Origin of the sequence: Meiothermus cerbereus (assembly GCF_051297115.1) — a bacterium.
Lineage (GTDB): Bacteria > Deinococcota > Deinococci > Deinococcales > Thermaceae > Meiothermus > Meiothermus cerbereus_A.
This window is the reverse complement of record NZ_JBEVAL010000067.1, coordinates 1-14229: the sequence shown is the minus strand read 5'-3', so window position 1 is coordinate 14229 and position 14229 is coordinate 1. Positions and strand designations below refer to the sequence as shown.

18 protein-coding genes are annotated in these 14229 nt (G+C 59.7%); 11 read left to right on the top strand and 7 right to left on the bottom strand.

The genetic code is table 11. The features are described from left to right. The first annotated feature begins 492 nt into the window (after positions 1 to 492). The 8 genes from ABWU19_RS11925 to ABWU19_RS11890 all read left to right on the top strand — a co-directional run bounded on the left by ABWU19_RS11925 (position 493) and on the right by ABWU19_RS11890 (position 4762). Positions 493 to 732, top strand: a complete 240-nt coding sequence (locus ABWU19_RS11925) for a HypC/HybG/HupF family hydrogenase formation chaperone (RefSeq protein ID WP_435901904.1) — start codon at positions 493 to 495, stop codon at positions 730 to 732. Then, positions 729 to 1256 (top strand): (2Fe-2S)-binding protein, encoded by a 528-nt coding sequence (locus tag ABWU19_RS11920; RefSeq protein WP_435901903.1) that lies wholly within the window; start codon positions 729 to 731, stop codon positions 1254 to 1256. The genes ABWU19_RS11925 and ABWU19_RS11920 overlap by 4 nt, the downstream gene beginning before the upstream one ends. Before the next feature lie 14 nt (positions 1257 to 1270). Then, a complete protein-coding gene (locus tag ABWU19_RS11915) occupies positions 1271 to 1681 on the top strand; it encodes a DUF302 domain-containing protein (protein ID WP_435901902.1) in 411 nt (136 codons plus the stop codon). 149 nt (positions 1682 to 1830) lie between these two features. After that, on the top strand, positions 1831 to 2130 hold the full coding sequence (locus tag ABWU19_RS11910; protein ID WP_435901901.1) for a HypC/HybG/HupF family hydrogenase formation chaperone: 300 nt from the start codon (positions 1831 to 1833) through the stop codon (positions 2128 to 2130). Next, positions 2117 to 2377, top strand: coding sequence for a HypC/HybG/HupF family hydrogenase formation chaperone (locus ABWU19_RS11905; protein WP_435901900.1), 261 nt, complete (start codon positions 2117 to 2119; stop codon positions 2375 to 2377). The genes ABWU19_RS11910 and ABWU19_RS11905 overlap by 14 nt, the downstream gene beginning before the upstream one ends. After that, positions 2374 to 3486: a hydrogenase formation protein HypD gene (gene hypD / locus ABWU19_RS11900; RefSeq protein WP_435901899.1), complete on the top strand. Its 1113-nt coding sequence runs from the start codon at positions 2374 to 2376 to the stop codon at positions 3484 to 3486. Before ABWU19_RS11905 ends, hypD begins: the two co-directional genes overlap by 4 nt. A 4-nt stretch (positions 3487 to 3490) precedes the next feature. Further along, positions 3491 to 4519 (top strand): hydrogenase expression/formation protein HypE, encoded by a 1029-nt coding sequence (gene hypE, locus ABWU19_RS11895; protein ID WP_435901898.1) that lies wholly within the window; start codon positions 3491 to 3493, stop codon positions 4517 to 4519. A 9-nt stretch (positions 4520 to 4528) separates the two neighbouring features. Next, positions 4529 to 4762: a Uxx-star family glutaredoxin-like (seleno)protein gene (locus tag ABWU19_RS11890; RefSeq protein WP_435901897.1), complete on the top strand. Its 234-nt coding sequence runs from the start codon at positions 4529 to 4531 to the stop codon at positions 4760 to 4762. Between the two features lie 198 nt (positions 4763 to 4960). Here the strand turns inward: ABWU19_RS11890 and ABWU19_RS11885 are convergent, their stop codons facing one another. Beyond that, positions 4961 to 5518, bottom strand: a complete 558-nt coding sequence (locus ABWU19_RS11885) for a YIP1 family protein (protein WP_435901896.1) — start codon at positions 5516 to 5518, stop codon at positions 4961 to 4963. Positions 5519 to 5624: 106 nt separating this feature from the next. Here ABWU19_RS11885 and ABWU19_RS11880 point away from each other — a divergent pair, with 106 nt between their 5' ends. Continuing rightward, positions 5625 to 6665 (top strand): YibE/F family protein, encoded by a 1041-nt coding sequence (locus ABWU19_RS11880; RefSeq protein ID WP_435901895.1) that lies wholly within the window; start codon positions 5625 to 5627, stop codon positions 6663 to 6665. Here the strand turns inward: ABWU19_RS11880 and ABWU19_RS11875 are convergent. Further along, on the bottom strand, positions 6662 to 7123 hold the full coding sequence (locus ABWU19_RS11875; protein ID WP_435901894.1) for an FKBP-type peptidyl-prolyl cis-trans isomerase: 462 nt from the start codon (positions 7121 to 7123) through the stop codon (positions 6662 to 6664). The genes ABWU19_RS11880 and ABWU19_RS11875 overlap by 4 nt on opposite strands. 170 nt (positions 7124 to 7293) lie before the next feature. Here ABWU19_RS11875 and ABWU19_RS11870 point away from each other — a divergent pair, with 170 nt between their 5' ends. Next, complete coding sequence (locus ABWU19_RS11870; RefSeq protein ID WP_435901893.1) at positions 7294 to 8346, top strand: N-acetylmuramoyl-L-alanine amidase family protein; 1053 nt, start codon at positions 7294 to 7296, stop codon at positions 8344 to 8346. 7 nt (positions 8347 to 8353) lie between these two features. Here the strand turns inward: ABWU19_RS11870 and ABWU19_RS11865 are convergent, their stop codons facing one another. Together ABWU19_RS11865 and ABWU19_RS11860 are read right to left on the bottom strand one after the other, a co-directional pair. After that, entirely contained in the window at positions 8354 to 8836 is a 483-nt protein-coding gene (locus tag ABWU19_RS11865; RefSeq protein WP_435901892.1) for a hypothetical protein, read from the bottom strand. Positions 8837 to 9028: 192 nt separating this feature from the next. After that, a complete protein-coding gene (locus ABWU19_RS11860; RefSeq protein ID WP_435901891.1) occupies positions 9029 to 9928 on the bottom strand; it encodes a metal ABC transporter substrate-binding protein in 900 nt (299 codons plus the stop codon). Between the two features lie 80 nt (positions 9929 to 10008). On the opposite strand from ABWU19_RS11860, the gene ABWU19_RS11855 reads away from it, so the two are divergent. Next, the gene (locus ABWU19_RS11855) at positions 10009 to 10377 is read left to right on the top strand and encodes a Fur family transcriptional regulator (protein ID WP_435901890.1); all 369 of its coding nucleotides are present in this window, start codon (positions 10009 to 10011) and stop codon (positions 10375 to 10377) included. Here the strand turns inward: ABWU19_RS11855 and ABWU19_RS11850 are convergent. From ABWU19_RS11850 to ABWU19_RS11840, 3 genes are all read right to left on the bottom strand, one after another. Beyond that, positions 10363 to 10845, bottom strand: coding sequence for a TlpA family protein disulfide reductase (locus ABWU19_RS11850; protein ID WP_435901889.1), 483 nt, complete (start codon positions 10843 to 10845; stop codon positions 10363 to 10365). The two genes, ABWU19_RS11855 and ABWU19_RS11850, sit on opposite strands and share 15 nt — an antisense overlap. Positions 10846 to 10922: 77 nt before the next feature. Beyond that, positions 10923 to 11582 carry a tetratricopeptide repeat protein gene (locus tag ABWU19_RS11845; RefSeq protein WP_435901888.1) on the bottom strand — a complete coding sequence of 220 codons (660 nt, stop codon included), beginning with the start codon at positions 11580 to 11582 and terminating at the stop codon, positions 10923 to 10925. Positions 11583 to 11717: 135 nt separating this feature from the next. Continuing rightward, positions 11718 to 14009 carry a 3-hydroxyacyl-CoA dehydrogenase/enoyl-CoA hydratase family protein gene (locus ABWU19_RS11840; RefSeq protein ID WP_435901887.1) on the bottom strand — a complete coding sequence of 764 codons (2292 nt, stop codon included), beginning with the start codon at positions 14007 to 14009 and terminating at the stop codon, positions 11718 to 11720. Between the last annotated feature and the right edge of the window lie 220 nt (positions 14010 to 14229).

Below are 14229 nucleotides of genomic sequence, written 5' to 3'. Positions count from 1 at the left end.
ATGCATAGCACCCCCTCTTTTTTCACATCCCTGGGGGCAAGGTCAAGTAGCACACGAAGGTATGTTTGTCAACTAGATAAAACCTCCACTGTAAGGGTACGTTTATTAGCTATCCTAAACTCGCACGCTCTGGTTTGCAGAACCTCCACAAAATCCCATAATGGGCGAGTAATACCTGGGGCTCGAGGGACCAGAATGATTATCTGCCCACCTTTGAAGCCAAGTCATCGCCATAAAGCAAACCAGGTGGGACTAACGTACCTTGCCCCAAGCAGTCCTGGATAGTGTAAATAAAATATGTTTAGAGAGTTGGTGGCTTGGCAGATTCATGCCGCGTTTAAATCCAGTGCAAAAATTGCAACCCAGACCTTACAGAATACCTGCACCTTTTCCAGAGTGGTACCAGGCAAACCCGCGCTTGTTTGGTACGACCGAGGCCAGGCTCCAGGCAGATGGCTTTAATCTGCCCTGAAACAGGGAGGTAAAGAAAAGATGTGTTTGGGAATACCGTATGAAATTGTGGAGATAGTAGATCAGGACAGTGCCGTTCTTAAGTTGGGCAACACTACGCGGCACTGTTTTATTGGACTACTTGAAGACGTGCAGGTAGGCGATTGGGTGCTGTTGCATGCAGGTCAGGCCATCGAGAAGATTAGTGCTTCCGAAGCTCAGGAAAACTTGAAACTTATTCACTTATACATGACTGGCGAAACAGCAGAGGACTCCACATGAACGGACTTTTTGCGTTTATTGAGCAGATGGAGGCCCATTCTCAAGAGGCCAAGGCTCTAGTAATCCCTCTGTTGGAGAACCTGGATTCCGAGCTTCCTTGGACCAGCAGCAATTTCTGGGCCTTGTACCAGATGCGTCACCAGCACGACCCAGTCATTCAGCAGGCTCTCGAGCACCTTAGACAGTATGCAATTCCCCTGCTCGAGTACGAAGAACAACTCGCCGACCTGGACTTAGAAACCTTTACTGAAAAAATGGCTCAAATCGAACAACGCTTTTGGGAGGAGTGCTATACCCAGGCACGGGTTTTGTCGAGCGAAACCGAAGCCTCGTTGTTCTTGTGTAATGCACACACCCTACATGAATCTGATGTGCGTGGTCTGGTCAAACAAAATCTGTGGGATGTAGAGGCGATTTCAACGATGCTGAGAGTCCCCACCAACTGCCCAACCTGCAAGCGCGGAATCCAGCGCATTGTGCTGGAAGAGCTCAAACAAGCCAAAGCCCTCAAGACACTAGCCTAATTTCCAGGAAAACTATGCAACTTCCCATTACCTTTTCCCCGCGTGCCTACCCCGTTTATAGAGCACAGGACTTACCCCAGGCCGCCCAGCTACTTGCAGAAGCCGCCGAGCGCGAAGGATACCGTGTGGTTGCAGTTCATCCCTTGTTTCAATATGCAGGGGAAGATTACAGCGGCCCCAAAGTGGTGACCCTCGAGCTAGACGCACCCAAGCTAGATCGAGCTTTTTTATCGGCAAAGCCCGAGATGGGGCTATGGCTTCCCTTACGCGTCACACTATTCGAGAAAGAAGGAACCTTATGGGTTGTAATGCTGGATGTTGCGGTTTTTCGCAAGCTCCTAGGTGAGCTGCCTGCCGAGGGCAGCCGCTTGCTGGACTGGATGGAGGTCACGCAAGAAATCCTCCTCAAAGCTTTGACAGGATAGCCAAGACCCCTTTCGGTAAGCATAAGAAACCCGTATAAACCGCATTTTTTCGTAGGACGTTTGTCCTGTTGCATGCACATGACCTCCATGCTAGGTTTGGCCTTGATTGTGTTTGTGGTAGCTTTTTGTAAAGCAAAAGGAGGTTGTTAGTGTGTCTTGCCATCCCCGGTAAGGTTGTGCAATTCAACGACGAGTTCCACCACTTTGCAACTGTCGAGGTTTCAGGAGTGCGCCGCCAAGTCAACCTGGATCTGCTTTCGCAAGAAGAGGTTTCTCTGGGTGACTGGGTGCTGATTCACGTGGGCTTTGCCATGAGCAAGATCAGCGAAACCCAAGCCATGGAGCAACTTGATTTGCTGACCAGGCTGGGCGAGGCCGACGCAGCCCTGGAAGAACTCGAGGGCTACCAGTTTGCCGAAGAGGAGCAAAGGCCAGATGCCCCCAGTTGATCTCGAGTTTTACAGTAGCTGCACCCTCGACCAGGACGGCTGCACCACCTGTGGTGATGTGGCGGTGCCGGTCTACGTAGTAAAAGTAGAAGGCTACGAAGCCCTGGTAGAAGACCGTTTGGGTCAGCAGGCCAGCGTAGCCACCGACCTGTTTCCCGACCTGCAAGTAGGTGATGTGCTCCTGGTGCATATGGGCGTCGCCATTCACAGGCTACCCCCACCCTCGAGCGCACAGGAGGAACCGTGAAATACATCGACGAGTTCCGCAACCCCCAGCTCATCGAAAAAGCGGCTGCAGAAATTCGCCGCCTTGCCCATCCCGAACGGCGCTACCGCATCATGGAGGTCTGCGGCGGGCACACCCATGCCATTTACCGCTTTGGCCTGCAGGATTTGCTGCCCCAGAACCTCGAGCTCATTCACGGGCCTGGCTGCCCGGTGTGTGTGCTGCCCATGGGCCGGGTGGACGAGGGCCTGAAACTGGCCCAGATTCCACAGGTCACCCTTACGGCCTTTGGCGACATGATGCGCGTTCCCGGCCAGATGGGCTCGCCCCTCGAGCTAAAGGCAAAAGGCGCGGATATCCGCATGGTGTACTCACCGCTCGATGCGCTCAAGCTGGCCGAAAAAAACCCCGACCGGCAGGTGGTCTTTTTTGCTATAGGTTTCGAGACCACCACCCCCTCCACGGCCCTCACGGTGTTGCGGGCGCAAAAAATGGGCATCGAAAACTTCACTGTCTTTAGCAACCATGTCAACATCATTCCGGCCATGCGGGCCATTCTGGACTCGCCCGAAATTGGCCTGGATGGCTTTATCGGGCCGGGGCATGTTTCTACCGTGATTGGCGCAGAGCCCTACGAGGCCATTGCCAGGGAATACGGAAGGCCGGTGGTCATCTCGGGCTTTGAGCCGCTCGACCTCTTGCAAAGCCTGGTGATGTTGCTCAGGCAACTCAACCAGGGCCGGGCCGAGGTGGAAATTCAGTACGAGCGGGCAGTTTCCTGGGAAGGCAACCGCGCCGCCCAGGCGGTTATGGCGCAGGTCTTCGAGCTCCGCCCCACCTTCGAGTGGCGGGGGCTGGGCTTCATTGCCAATTCGGCCCTCAAGTTGCGCCCGGCATTTGCTGCCTGGGACGCCGAGGTGCGCTTTGGGGTGGCAGGGGTGCGCGCTACAGAACCGGGAGACGCCCAGTGCGGCGAGGTGCTGCGGGGCCTGCTCAAGCCGCCCCAGTGCAAGCTTTTTGGTAAGGCCTGTACCCCCGAGCACCCCCTGGGTGCACTGATGGTCTCATCGGAAGGGGCTTGTGCCGCTTACTACAATTACCACCGGGGCCCGGTGGCGGCAGAGGACTGAAGCCATGAGCAAAACAACATCCATTCGCTTCAAGGACAACCAGATCGAGCTTGCCCACGGCGCGGGGGGTAAGGCCAGCCGCCGACTAATCGAGGGGCTAATTGCCCCCATTCTTGGCAACCCCACGCTGAACGATGCGGCTTTGCTCAGTCTGGACACCTCGTCGCTGGCCTTTACTGCCGATAGTTTTGTGGTCAGGCCCCTGCGTTTTCCGGGGGGATCTATCGGCGAGCTGGCGGTAAACGGTACCGTCAACGACCTGGCGGTCTCGGGGGCCAGGCCCCTGGCGCTGCTCTCGAGCCTGATTCTGGAGGCGGGCCTGGCGGTCGAAACACTGCAAGCCGAGCTCGAGGCCATGCAAGCAACGGCCCAGCGGGCGGGGGTAGCGGTGCTGGGGGGCGATACCAAGGTGGTGGAGCACGGCCAGGCCGATGGGCTTTATATCAGCACCAGCGGCATTGGCCTGGTGGACAGCCGGGTTGCGCTTTCGGCCAAGGCAGTGCGTCCGGGCGACCAGATTCTGTTATCTGGCCCGATTGGCGACCACGGCATTACCGTGCTGCTGGCGCGGGGGGAACTCGACCTCGAGGCCGACCTGAAATCCGACACCCGCTCGGTCTGGCCCCTGGTAGAGGCCCTCATCGAAGCAGCAGCCCCCGGCCTGCGCTGGATGCGCGACCCGACCCGGGGTGGGGTTGCCACTGCCCTCAACGAGCTGGCCCGCGAAACCCGGCTGGCCCTCAGGCTCGACGAGGAGGCCATCCCTGTGCGCGAGGCGGTGCGGGGGGCCTGTGAAATTTTGGGCCTGGATCCCCTACACATTGCCAACGAAGGGCAGTTTATCGCCATTGTGTCCAGCGAGTTTGCCGAGGCTGCGCTCGAGGCCGTCCGGCGTAGCCCTGGTGGTCAGGAGGCCGTGCTGGTGGGCGAGGTACTCGAAAAACCGGGTGGGGTGGTCTATACAACCAACGGGTATGGCTCGAGCCGGGTCGTGGATATGCTGGTGGGCGACCCCTTGCCCAGAATTTGCTAGGGGGAAATTGTGCTGGAGCTTTTCGGTACACCTAGCTGTGCTTTTACCGCCGAGTTGCGCGAAGATTTGCAGTGGCGGGGCCTGGAGTTTATAGAATACGACGTGGAGTCCGATGCAGAAGCGCTAAAGCGCATGCTGCGCCTAACCCACGGCCAGCGAACCGTACCGGTGCTGGTGCAGGATAACCAGGTGGTACAGGTTGGCTGGCAGGGGCGGGGCTGTGTGGTTGGTAAGGATTCATAGCCAGGCACACAAGGCCCGGGTTTCCTCATTAGAGCGCTCTGCACAAATATTGAGCCACTCATCACTTGAGTGCTTTGTCCTGCATAACACAGTGGCCTACCGGGCGGGAGACCACGTCTGTGGAGCGTGCGATAAGAGCTGCTGCTCACCGTGCTTCAGCTAAGGGCTCCCGCAACGCATCAAGTTATGCTTCCTCGTTCAGCTCAAGATTGAGGCAATAACCAGACTGACCACCAGAGTTCCGACAAAAGCCGCACCCAGCGTGATCCAAATCTTGCCGCTTTCTCGCAGGTTCATGCTCGACTGTACCGCCAGATAGGCAAAGTAGACGTTGATAACCAGGGCCGCTATAACCAGCAAGGGAATCAGAAAGATGCCAATTAGGGTGATCAGTAGAATCAGGCTAATCACCGCGAACAGCACGTTAATGGGCGCCCAGAACAAAGCAAAGGTATAAGCCACGTTGTCCAGCGTTCCAGTACCCCCTTGCGACTTGCCCACGTAGTGCACCAGGTAGGTGAAAACCAGAAACCCTACAATGGTGCCAATAATGCCGCTCAGGAAGCCACTTACCCCTCCTCCCAGGCCAAGCAAACCCGTAATCACCGAGGCAATCAGCACGTAGATGATGGCTTCGCGAAGGGTGCCTTTGTCTTCGTACTGTTCGAAGGTTTCTACGCTGGGTTTGCTTAATACCTGGACGCTCTGGCCAACCATGTTCATCACGGTGTCGGTAATGGACGGCGTTGTGTTCATCGTGTGTCCCCCTTTTGCTTTTGCTGCTAATGTAGTTTACTACGAAAATAAAGGCCTGGCTGGATGGTCATGTCCCTCTCATGCAAAAGCCCAATAGGATTGAGCCATGCGTTTGTGGATTGCTCTCCTGCTCGTTTTAGGCCTGGCCTGGGCGCAAAACAACGCCGGGCCAGAACCCGCTGCCCCTGGCGCATACGCCATTGCCCGCATAGTGGCGCTTGGTCAAGAGAGCGCAACCGTACGCATTGGAAACCAGCTTAAAAAAGCGGAACTGCCTGCGGATGCGCTCGATTTTCGCGTCGGGCAGCTGGTGGTGGTCTACCAGGCCGATGGCAAGACCTACCTCGCCGAGCCCTACAGGCTGCAATACCTGTGGATGTTGCTGGGGCTATTTGTGCTGGCTACGGTGGCGCTGGGCCGTGGCAAGGGCTTGCGGGGCCTGCTGGGTACGGCGGCCAGCATGGGTGTTCTGGCCTATTTTGTGGTGCCGCAGATTGCTGCCGGCAACAACCCACTGCTGGTTACCTTTGTGGGAGCTTTTGGCATCCTGGCGCTCTCGATTTATTTCGTGCACGGCATCAACCGCAAAACCAGTGCGGCCCTTGTCGGCACCACCTTTGCCGCGCTTTCGGCTTTGGTGCTGTCGGCCCTGCTCACAGAGTGGATGCAGTTTACCGGCCTGACCTCGGAGGAAGCCTTTTTAGCCCGATTCCAGCTTGGGGGCAACCTGGATCTGGTCTCGCTGTACCTGGCCGGGGTGGTGGTGGGGGCCCTGGGTGCTCTGAACGATGTAACCGTCACGCAGGCCGCCGTCGTGCAGGCCCTGGTTCAGGCCAACCCTCGCTACAGCGTGCGGGAGCTTTACACCAGGGGCATGGCGGTGGGCTTTGACCACATTGGCAGCCTGGTCAACACCCTGATTCTGGCTTACGCGGCAGGCTCGCTTCCGCTGCTGCTGCTCTTCAGCCAGAGCGATGTCCCGCTGGCGTTGCTGCTCAACAACGAAACCTTCGCCGCTGAAATCGTGACCATGCTGGTTGGTTCGCTGGCACTGGTACTGGCGGTTCCCCTTACCACCCTGGTGGCGGCGTGGCTGCTGCGGGGTCGAAAGCTGGACTACATCGAGCGGCGGTGGCCTGGGTCTTAATGGTGAACCCCGCCCTCACCGTGGACATGGCCGTGCTCGAGCTCCCCTGGCTCGGCAGGGCGCACGCTGTGGATGGTAAAGCGGTACTCGAGGGTCTTTCCTGCCAGGGGCGGGTTGGCATCCAGCATAACCCGCTCCCCCTCAATGGCGACCACGCGGTACAGCAGGGGTTCGCCTTGCGGTCCCTCGCCGCTGTAGCCTCCGCCCAGTCGGGGAGGGTCGGGCAACTCACTGGCCATCACCTGGGTACAGAGGGCCGGGTTATAGGGTTCCGGGGGCACCACCTCCTGGTAGCTGCCTGGAGCTTTGCCCAGCAAGGCCACCTCCAGGCCCCTGGGCAGCTCGGGGGCGTGGCCCATCAGGATGGTTTTGGGGAGGCCGTCGGTGCCCTCGAGCTTGTGGCCCTCCACCCATAGCTCATATTCCAGTTTCACTACGCTGTTGGTATCTACCCACATCGGATGCCTCCTGGCCTGCTGGTAGCATTATGGCCCCCGGCATGCCTCAGGAAAAACGGGCTTATTGGGCTTACCGGCTCGCTTGCTAGGCTGGGGTCGCCCGCCGAAGTATTCTTGTGGCCTCCAGGGCTTATATCAAATCTCATACCTAAGCGCTACAATCCCGTTAGATGCAGTATTTTCTTGCTTTGATGGTAGGTATAGCCTCCCTGGGCTTTGCACAACCTCGAGTGGGCACCGAAAGTGACCTTACCCGCCTGGTTTTTACCATCCCCGGCGAGGCGAAATTTAGCCTGAGCCGTCAGGGCAACGAGGTGGTCATCCGATTTTGGGGCACGCCCCCGCGCACCCTGCGAACCTTGCTCAACACCCCCCAGGTTGTGGGCTACCGCGCCGCCCCCAGTCCGGGTGGCTCGACCTATGTGGTAACCCTCAAAGCGGGCACGAGCTACCGCACCCAGGCGCTTTCCAACCCCCGCCGTCTGGTGCTCGAGGTGCAGAGCAGCAGTACCACCCGACCCCGCGCCAAAGCGCCCGCGCCGGTGGTGGTGCTCGACCCCGGCCATGGGGGCCTGGACCCCGGCGCAGTAGGATTCGTACGCGAAGAGGAAGTGGTGCTCGACATCGCCCTGCGCACCAAGCGGCTGCTCGAGGCCAGGGGCATCCAGGTGGTGCTTACCCGCAGCAGCGACCGCCACCTGTCGGCCAGCAAGGCCACCGACCTGGGGCTGCGGGCCGCCATGGCCGATAGCAAGCGCACCCTGTTTGTCTCCATCCACGCCAACGCCGCCGAGCGGGCAGCCCAGGGGATTGAGGTGTACTACTTCGGCGAGACCATTGACCAGCGGCTTTTGTCCAAAGCCATTTTGGAGAACGGAAGCGGTGCTTTAGGGCAGCGCCTGACCCAGGAAGCCCGGAGCGTGGCCCAGCGGCTCATGAGCGACTTGCTGGCCCAGGCCAACCTCAAGTTTTCCGAGCAGCTCGCCCTCAAAACCCTGCGCGCCATGGTGCGCGAGACCGGCGCGGTGAGCCGGGGGGTTCAGACAGCGCCCTTTTACGTCATCCGCAACGCCCGCATTCCGGCCATCCTGGTCGAGGTGGGCTTTGTGAACCACCCGACCGAAGGCAAAAAGCTGGGCACAAGCGCCTACCGCGCCCAGCTTGCCAGCGGGCTGGCCGAGGGCATTGTGGCCTTTTTGAACAGCGGCAACGCCCAGCGTTAAAAGGCATTCAAGCGGTGTATTCAAGCATCACCTCGGACAAAGGTGGCCGTGCGAATACCCAGCCTTCCCAAACCGTCCTGGCGCGCCGGGCTGCAGGGGGCAGGTTGCTCAATAGGCCTTTACGATAAGCCAGCCCTGCCTGTTGCACGATCCAGGCCTCGTAGGCCTCTACAAAGGGATGCAGGGCCTCGAGGCCCCAGGCACAGTTAACAGTCTCGGCCCGACCGGGCAGGGCCGGCAGGGTGCTGTCATCCTCCAACAGAAAAAAACCCTCGGCAGGTCGCAGATAGACCAGCACACCCTGGGGGGTCTTTTGCCAGGCGGCGCTAGAGTGCAGCCCCACCCCCTCCTTGCGGTAGATGCTCGAGCCCTTTCCCAAAGGGTTGGGGTATTTCCTGAAGCCGAAGGCCTCGAGGTAGCCCGCCAGCACGTCCTGGCCCCACAGCCAAAACTGCACCGCGAGCGGATTTTGAGCTGGATGGCAGTTCATGATCGGAGCATCTGCACAAAACGTTAAAGGCAGTGTGGTGGATTTTGTGGGCTCGAGGCCTCGCCTGCACAGGTCGAAGCAATACCTTTTTGCCAGAGCGAAAGCGTTGGGCCAAGCGTTTCAACCGAAACAGGCCACACCCCTCCAAGCAACTCTCCCTTTTGCCTATCCTTCCGCACAGTGCAGCATCTATCACCGGAAGGCCTGGCAGATGGCCTGACCATTGGCCTGAATCAGCTTGAGGTAGGTATTGACGGTGTTGTCAAAAGCATCGGAGTAGATGCGCACGATGCGGGCCCCGGTGGCCTCGGCCAGGGCGCGGGCCTGGTTCTGGGAAAACTGCGGTTCGACAAAGATCACCCGCACGCCCTCCTTCTTCATGGCCTGGGCCAGCCGGGCCAGGCTGGCGGGACCGCGCTCCTGCCCCACAAAATCAGCGATGCTTCCAATGCTGGTGAGCTTGTAGTAGCGGTTAAAGTAGCCAAGCGAGGCGTGCTGGGAGACCAGCTTGCGGCGGGCCGGAGGAATACTTGCCAGGCAGCGCTGCACCTCGGCATCGGCCTGGCGGATCTGGTCGATGTACCGGGCGGCGTTCTGGGTGTAGGCTGCCCGCCCGGCAGGGTCTAGCGATATTAGGGTGTCGCGTATTTTCTGCACGTAGCGGATGCCGTAGGTGGGGTCGAGCCACAGGTGGGGGTCGTAGGCACCGTGCTGGTGGTCGTGCTCCTTCTCCTGCCGGTGGCCTTCTTTTTCGGCCACCTCGATCAGGTTGGGCATCCCGTCGGCCAGCTCCACCACCCGGGCTTTGCGGGGTAGCTGGGCCTCGAGCTTATGCAAAAACGGCTCGAGCGCAAGCCCGTTGGCAAACACCACCCTGGATTTAGCAATGGCCTGTATGACCGAAGGACGCGGCTCGAAGCTGTGGGGGTCGCTCCCATCGGGCACCACCTGCACCACCGAAACCCGGCCACCCCCCACATTTCGCACCATGTCGGCAATAAAACCAGTGGTGGCCGCAACCGGTACTCCCTGAGCCTGCACCCCAGCAAAACCCAGGGCCAGTACAAATCCCATCTGAACGATACCTCGCATGGATAGCCTCCTTACACTTCTGTCTATAATGATAACTCATTATCACATTGTCAAGGCCCGACTCTGGTATTCTGAAGCACATGGAGCGTTCCACCCGCCAGCGGCAAGCCATCCGTGAGGTGATGCGAGAGCTCAACCGACCCCTCTCCCCCACCGAGGTGCTCGAGGCGGCCCGCCACAAAGTACCCGGCCTCGGCATCGCCACCGTATACCGTACCCTCAAAGGGCTGGTTGAAGAAGGCAGCGCGGTTCCAGTCGAGCTACCGGGAGAGGCCCCGCGCTACGAGTTATCCGGCAAAACACACCACCACCACTTCCACTGCACCCTCTGTGGCAAGGTGTTTGAGCTCGAGGGCTGCCCCGGCGACTTTTCCTTTATGCTGCCCAAAGGATTCAAAACCGAGAAGCACGAAATCGTGCTGTATGGGCGCTGTTCAGAATGCTTGTAGTAAGGCCTTTAGCTCTGCAGCATCAATCTCGCCAATGTGGCGGTTCACCAGGGTACCTTCAGCATCGTAGAAAAGCGTGACCGGCAGGCCCTGAATACGCAGCGGCTCGCTAAGCCTGGCCTCGGGATCGAGCAGCACATTGGGTATTTTTAGCCCGAGTTCTTTCTCAAAAGCCCTCACGGCCTCTGGGCCATCGCTGATGTTCAAAAAAACGAAATGAACCTCGGGGTTGGCCCGGGCCGCCTCCACCAGCAGGGGCATCTCGCGGCGGCACGGCCCACACCAGGTGGCCCAGGCATTGAGCACAATGGGTTTGCCCTTGAAGTCGGCCAGATTGACCATCTGACCATCCATTTGCTCGAGGGTAGCCGAGGGCAACACTTCTACCCTAGAGACGGCTTTTGGCTGCAACAGCCAAAAGCCCAGCAAACCTGCCAAAGGAAGTGCAAACCACATCCAAAGTTTCATCTGGTAAAGGATACGATAATCCGGGTATCTCGGCGAAACAGAATACACATCGCACCGCCGTGCCAGAAAGCCCCACATTATCCAGAAATCTGCGACCAAAGCCAGTAAAGCACCAGCCCAAAACCCGCTAGCACAAAAACAAGCGCCCACAACGCGCTGCGCCCCTGCCCTTTTGTCTTACCGGCCCCTTTTCCCATGTGGGCCTGGCTGCTGCCATTGAACGCCCGCCGGATTGCGCGGGCCTCCGTCTCGCCGAATAGCGGCCTGTCCTGAGACCGGTCTCTGGCCGTGCGCCAATCATCCCGCGCATGGTTACCCAAAAACTGGGCTGTGGGCATTGGTGCAGGTGGGGCTGGTGGTTGAGTATTCGGCTCGAGCTGGGCCTCCAGGCTATCGGCCAGGGCCTGCAGCTCGAGGTTGTACGGAGCCACCTCCAGGGCCTGGTTCAGGGCCTCCTGGGCCTTGAGGGGTTCCTCGGCTTTCAGCAAGGCGCGCACGCGCAGCACGTGCAGATCGAGGTTATCGGGGTCTTCCAGCAAACCTTCCCACGCGCACTTGGCTGCTTGCCTGGCGTCGCCAAGCAACAAGAAAGCCTGGGCCCGAACCCGCCAGTACTCCGGCCAGCCCAGGTCAGCCCAGGAAACCCTGTCCAGCACTTGCAGGGCCTGTGCAGCCTCTCCTTTAGCCAGGTGCTTTAGTGCTCGTTCGATTCCGGTTGCAGCATCGAGTTGGGCCATGAGGTGGTGTAGGTAGGTCTCCCCTGCCCTAACCCTAGCAAGGCCCTGGGCCCAGGCTGGTGATTTTTGCACCCCCCCGCGTTACAAAGCCCCATCCTGGCGAAGCCGGGGTGGGGCCTTCTGGGTGTTCGCAGGTTAGTTCCGCAGGGGCTTGCCGGTCTTGAGGGTGTGGGCGATGCGCTCCTGGGTTTTCTTGGTACCCAGCAGCTTCAGGAAGCCCTCGCGCTCTAAGTCCAGGATGTCCTGCTCGGTTACTTCGCGGGCCGGCCCATCGCCACCGCACAACACATAGGCCACCGCATTCCCCACCACCACGTCATGCTCGCTGGCCTGCTTGGCTTCCTGGAACTGCCACAGCGCATAGCGCAGGTTGCCCAGCGCATCTTTGCCCAAGGCACGAACCTTGGCGGGTGGTTGTGGGACGAAGTCGGGGGCCATAAAGAGCACCCGGCGCTTGGCGTCGGCAATCAGGCGGTCGCGGTTCATGCTGATGCCGTCACTCTGGCGCAAAAAGCCCATGTTGCGGGCCTCGAGCGCACTGGTCGAGGTCTGGGCCAGCATAATCATCTGGAAGGCCCGCTTGACCCCTCCAAACAGGTCGATCTCGGGCCCGTAAGCCGAAAGCTCCTGGGTAAAGCGGAACAGCAGTTCCTTGGTGCCGCCCCCGCCTGGCAACAAGCCCACCCCGGTCTCGACCAGGCCCATATAGAGCTCGGCGTGGGCCTGAATGGCGCTGGAGTGCAGGCTAAACTCGGCCCCGCCCCCCAGGGTAAGCCCGAAGGGCGCCGCCACCACCGGGAAAGGCGAGCGGCGCAGGCGCATGGAGGTCTGCTGGAAACGGCGGGTAGCCAGCTCGAGGTCGTCCCAGGCCCCTTCCTGCGCGGCCATCAGCACCAGCGCCAGGTTGGCCCCTGCGCTGAAGGTGCGGGGGTCTTCGTGCCCGATCACCAGACCAGCGTAGCCATGGGCATCCACCCAGTCCAGCGACTTGTGCAGCCCGGAGATCGAGCCCTCACCCCAGGTGCCCATTTTGGCGCGGTTTTCGTATAGGGCTACCCCGTCGCCCAGGTCTAAGAGGGCATACTCCTTCCCCTCCAACAGGGTCTTGCCTGCTGCCTTGAGCGGCTCGAGGCGGATAACCCCTTCCTCCGAGGGAATGGGGTGGTACTGCCCATCGAAGCCCAGGTACTGCCCGTCCTTGTAGAAGCTCCCCTGGGCCTTCTTGAGCAGTTCGGGCTCGGACAGGCCCAGCTCGGCAAAGCCCTTGCGCAGGTAGTCCAGCCCCACCGCGTCCATGTTCTTGAAGGGGCCTTGATCCCAGGCAAAACCCCACTCCAGCGCCCGGTCTACCGAAACGATGTCGTAGGCGATTTCCTGGGCTTTCTCGAGGGCATAATGGGCGTTAATCAAAAACAGCTTGCGGACGAAAGCCCCGTACTTGCCGGGCAGGTCGCCCACCCGCTTTAAGCGCTCATTCAGGGGCAGGTCTTTGATGGCCGCAATCTCATCCAGGCGCAGCTTCTGCTGGGGCTTGTACTCGCCGCTGGTGTAGTCGTAGGTGTAGATGTCCTTGCCCACCTTCTTGTAGAAGCCAGCCCCGGTCTTCTCGCCTAGGTGGCCCTGCTGGATGAGCTGCTCAACCCAGTCGGGCATGCGGAAGTCTTCGCCGGTGGTGTGCGAAAGCTCGGTGGAAACCAGCTTGAGCACGTCCAGGCCGGAGATGTCGCCGGTGCGGAAGGTGGCGCTCTTGGGGCGGCCTACCAGCGGGCCGGTGAGCGCGTCTACTTCGTCGATGGTGAGGCCCTCCGAGATCATCAGGCGCATGGCCTGGGTCATGCCAAATACCCCCAGCCGGTTGGCAATGAAGCCAGGGGCGTCCTTGCAGATCACCGTGCCCTTGCCCAGAATGCGCTCACCAAACTGGCGCATGGTCTGTAGCACTGCCGGGTCGGTCTCGGGGGTGGGGATCAGTTCTAAAAGGTGCAAGTAGCGCACCGGGGCGAAGAAGTGGGTGCCCAAAAAGCGCTTGCGGAAGGCTTCACCCCGGCCTTCCAGCAGGGTCTTCATGGGGATGCCGGAGGTGTTGGAGCTCACGATGGCCTGGGTCCCCAGGGCCTCCAGCCGGGCAAACAGGGCCTGCTTGGGCTCAGGCTTCTCGACGATAACCTCTACGATCCAGTCGCAGTCTTTCAGCTTTTCCAGCTCGTCGGTGGTGCCGAGCTCAATCAGGGCTGCGCGGCTTTTGTCCATAAAGCTGGCCGGCTTGCTCTTGAGTTGACGCTCGAGGCCTTTTTTGACCAGCTCGAGCCTGTCTTCCTGCCCCGGCATATCCAGCATCACCACCGGCACCCCTGCCGAGGCGGCCAGCGCCGCAATCGCACCACCCATGGTACCTGAACCAACCACACCAATTTTCTTGATTCGCATGTTCCCTCCAGACCAGATCGTCGCGGACAGCACATGGCTCACAGCTTTTTGCTACCTGGCTATCAGCCATTGGCTATTTTTATACCGAGTCAAAGTTTATAACAAGTCGGTTGTCCGCGTCTAGCTAGTGTAACCGGTCAACACATCTGAGACTCTTGGGGAACCGACTCCGCCTGTAGTTTAGCCAGGAACTCCAGGGGAGCCAAGCCTTCCAGGGCCA

Excerpts from the sequence above, each read along its gene's own strand:
- ABWU19_RS11885 (WP_435901896.1), bottom strand. The coding sequence starts at position 5,518 with ATGAACACAACGCCGTCCATTACCGACACCGTGATGAACATGGTTGGC.
- ABWU19_RS11845 (WP_435901888.1), bottom strand. The coding sequence starts at position 11,582 with ATGGCCCAACTCGATGCTGCAACCGGAATCGAACGAGCACTAAAGCAC.
- ABWU19_RS11855 (WP_435901890.1), top strand. The coding sequence starts at position 10,009 with ATGGAGCGTTCCACCCGCCAGCGGCAAGCCATCCGTGAGGTGATGCGA.
- hypE (WP_435901898.1), top strand. The coding sequence starts at position 3,491 with ATGAGCAAAACAACATCCATTCGCTTCAAGGACAACCAGATCGAGCTT.
- ABWU19_RS11840 (WP_435901887.1), bottom strand. The coding sequence starts at position 14,009 with ATGCGAATCAAGAAAATTGGTGTGGTTGGTTCAGGTACCATGGGTGGT.
- ABWU19_RS11875 (WP_435901894.1), bottom strand. The coding sequence starts at position 7,123 with ATGTGGGTAGATACCAACAGCGTAGTGAAACTGGAATATGAGCTATGG.
- ABWU19_RS11880 (WP_435901895.1), top strand. The coding sequence starts at position 5,625 with ATGCGTTTGTGGATTGCTCTCCTGCTCGTTTTAGGCCTGGCCTGGGCG.
- ABWU19_RS11920 (WP_435901903.1), top strand. The coding sequence starts at position 729 with ATGAACGGACTTTTTGCGTTTATTGAGCAGATGGAGGCCCATTCTCAA.
- ABWU19_RS11860 (WP_435901891.1), bottom strand. The coding sequence starts at position 9,928 with ATGCGAGGTATCGTTCAGATGGGATTTGTACTGGCCCTGGGTTTTGCT.
- ABWU19_RS11870 (WP_435901893.1), top strand. The coding sequence starts at position 7,294 with ATGCAGTATTTTCTTGCTTTGATGGTAGGTATAGCCTCCCTGGGCTTT.
- ABWU19_RS11915 (WP_435901902.1), top strand. The coding sequence starts at position 1,271 with ATGCAACTTCCCATTACCTTTTCCCCGCGTGCCTACCCCGTTTATAGA.
- ABWU19_RS11865 (WP_435901892.1), bottom strand. The coding sequence starts at position 8,836 with ATGAACTGCCATCCAGCTCAAAATCCGCTCGCGGTGCAGTTTTGGCTG.
- ABWU19_RS11850 (WP_435901889.1), bottom strand. The coding sequence starts at position 10,845 with ATGAAACTTTGGATGTGGTTTGCACTTCCTTTGGCAGGTTTGCTGGGC.
- ABWU19_RS11905 (WP_435901900.1), top strand. The coding sequence starts at position 2,117 with ATGCCCCCAGTTGATCTCGAGTTTTACAGTAGCTGCACCCTCGACCAG.
- ABWU19_RS11925 (WP_435901904.1), top strand. The coding sequence starts at position 493 with ATGTGTTTGGGAATACCGTATGAAATTGTGGAGATAGTAGATCAGGAC.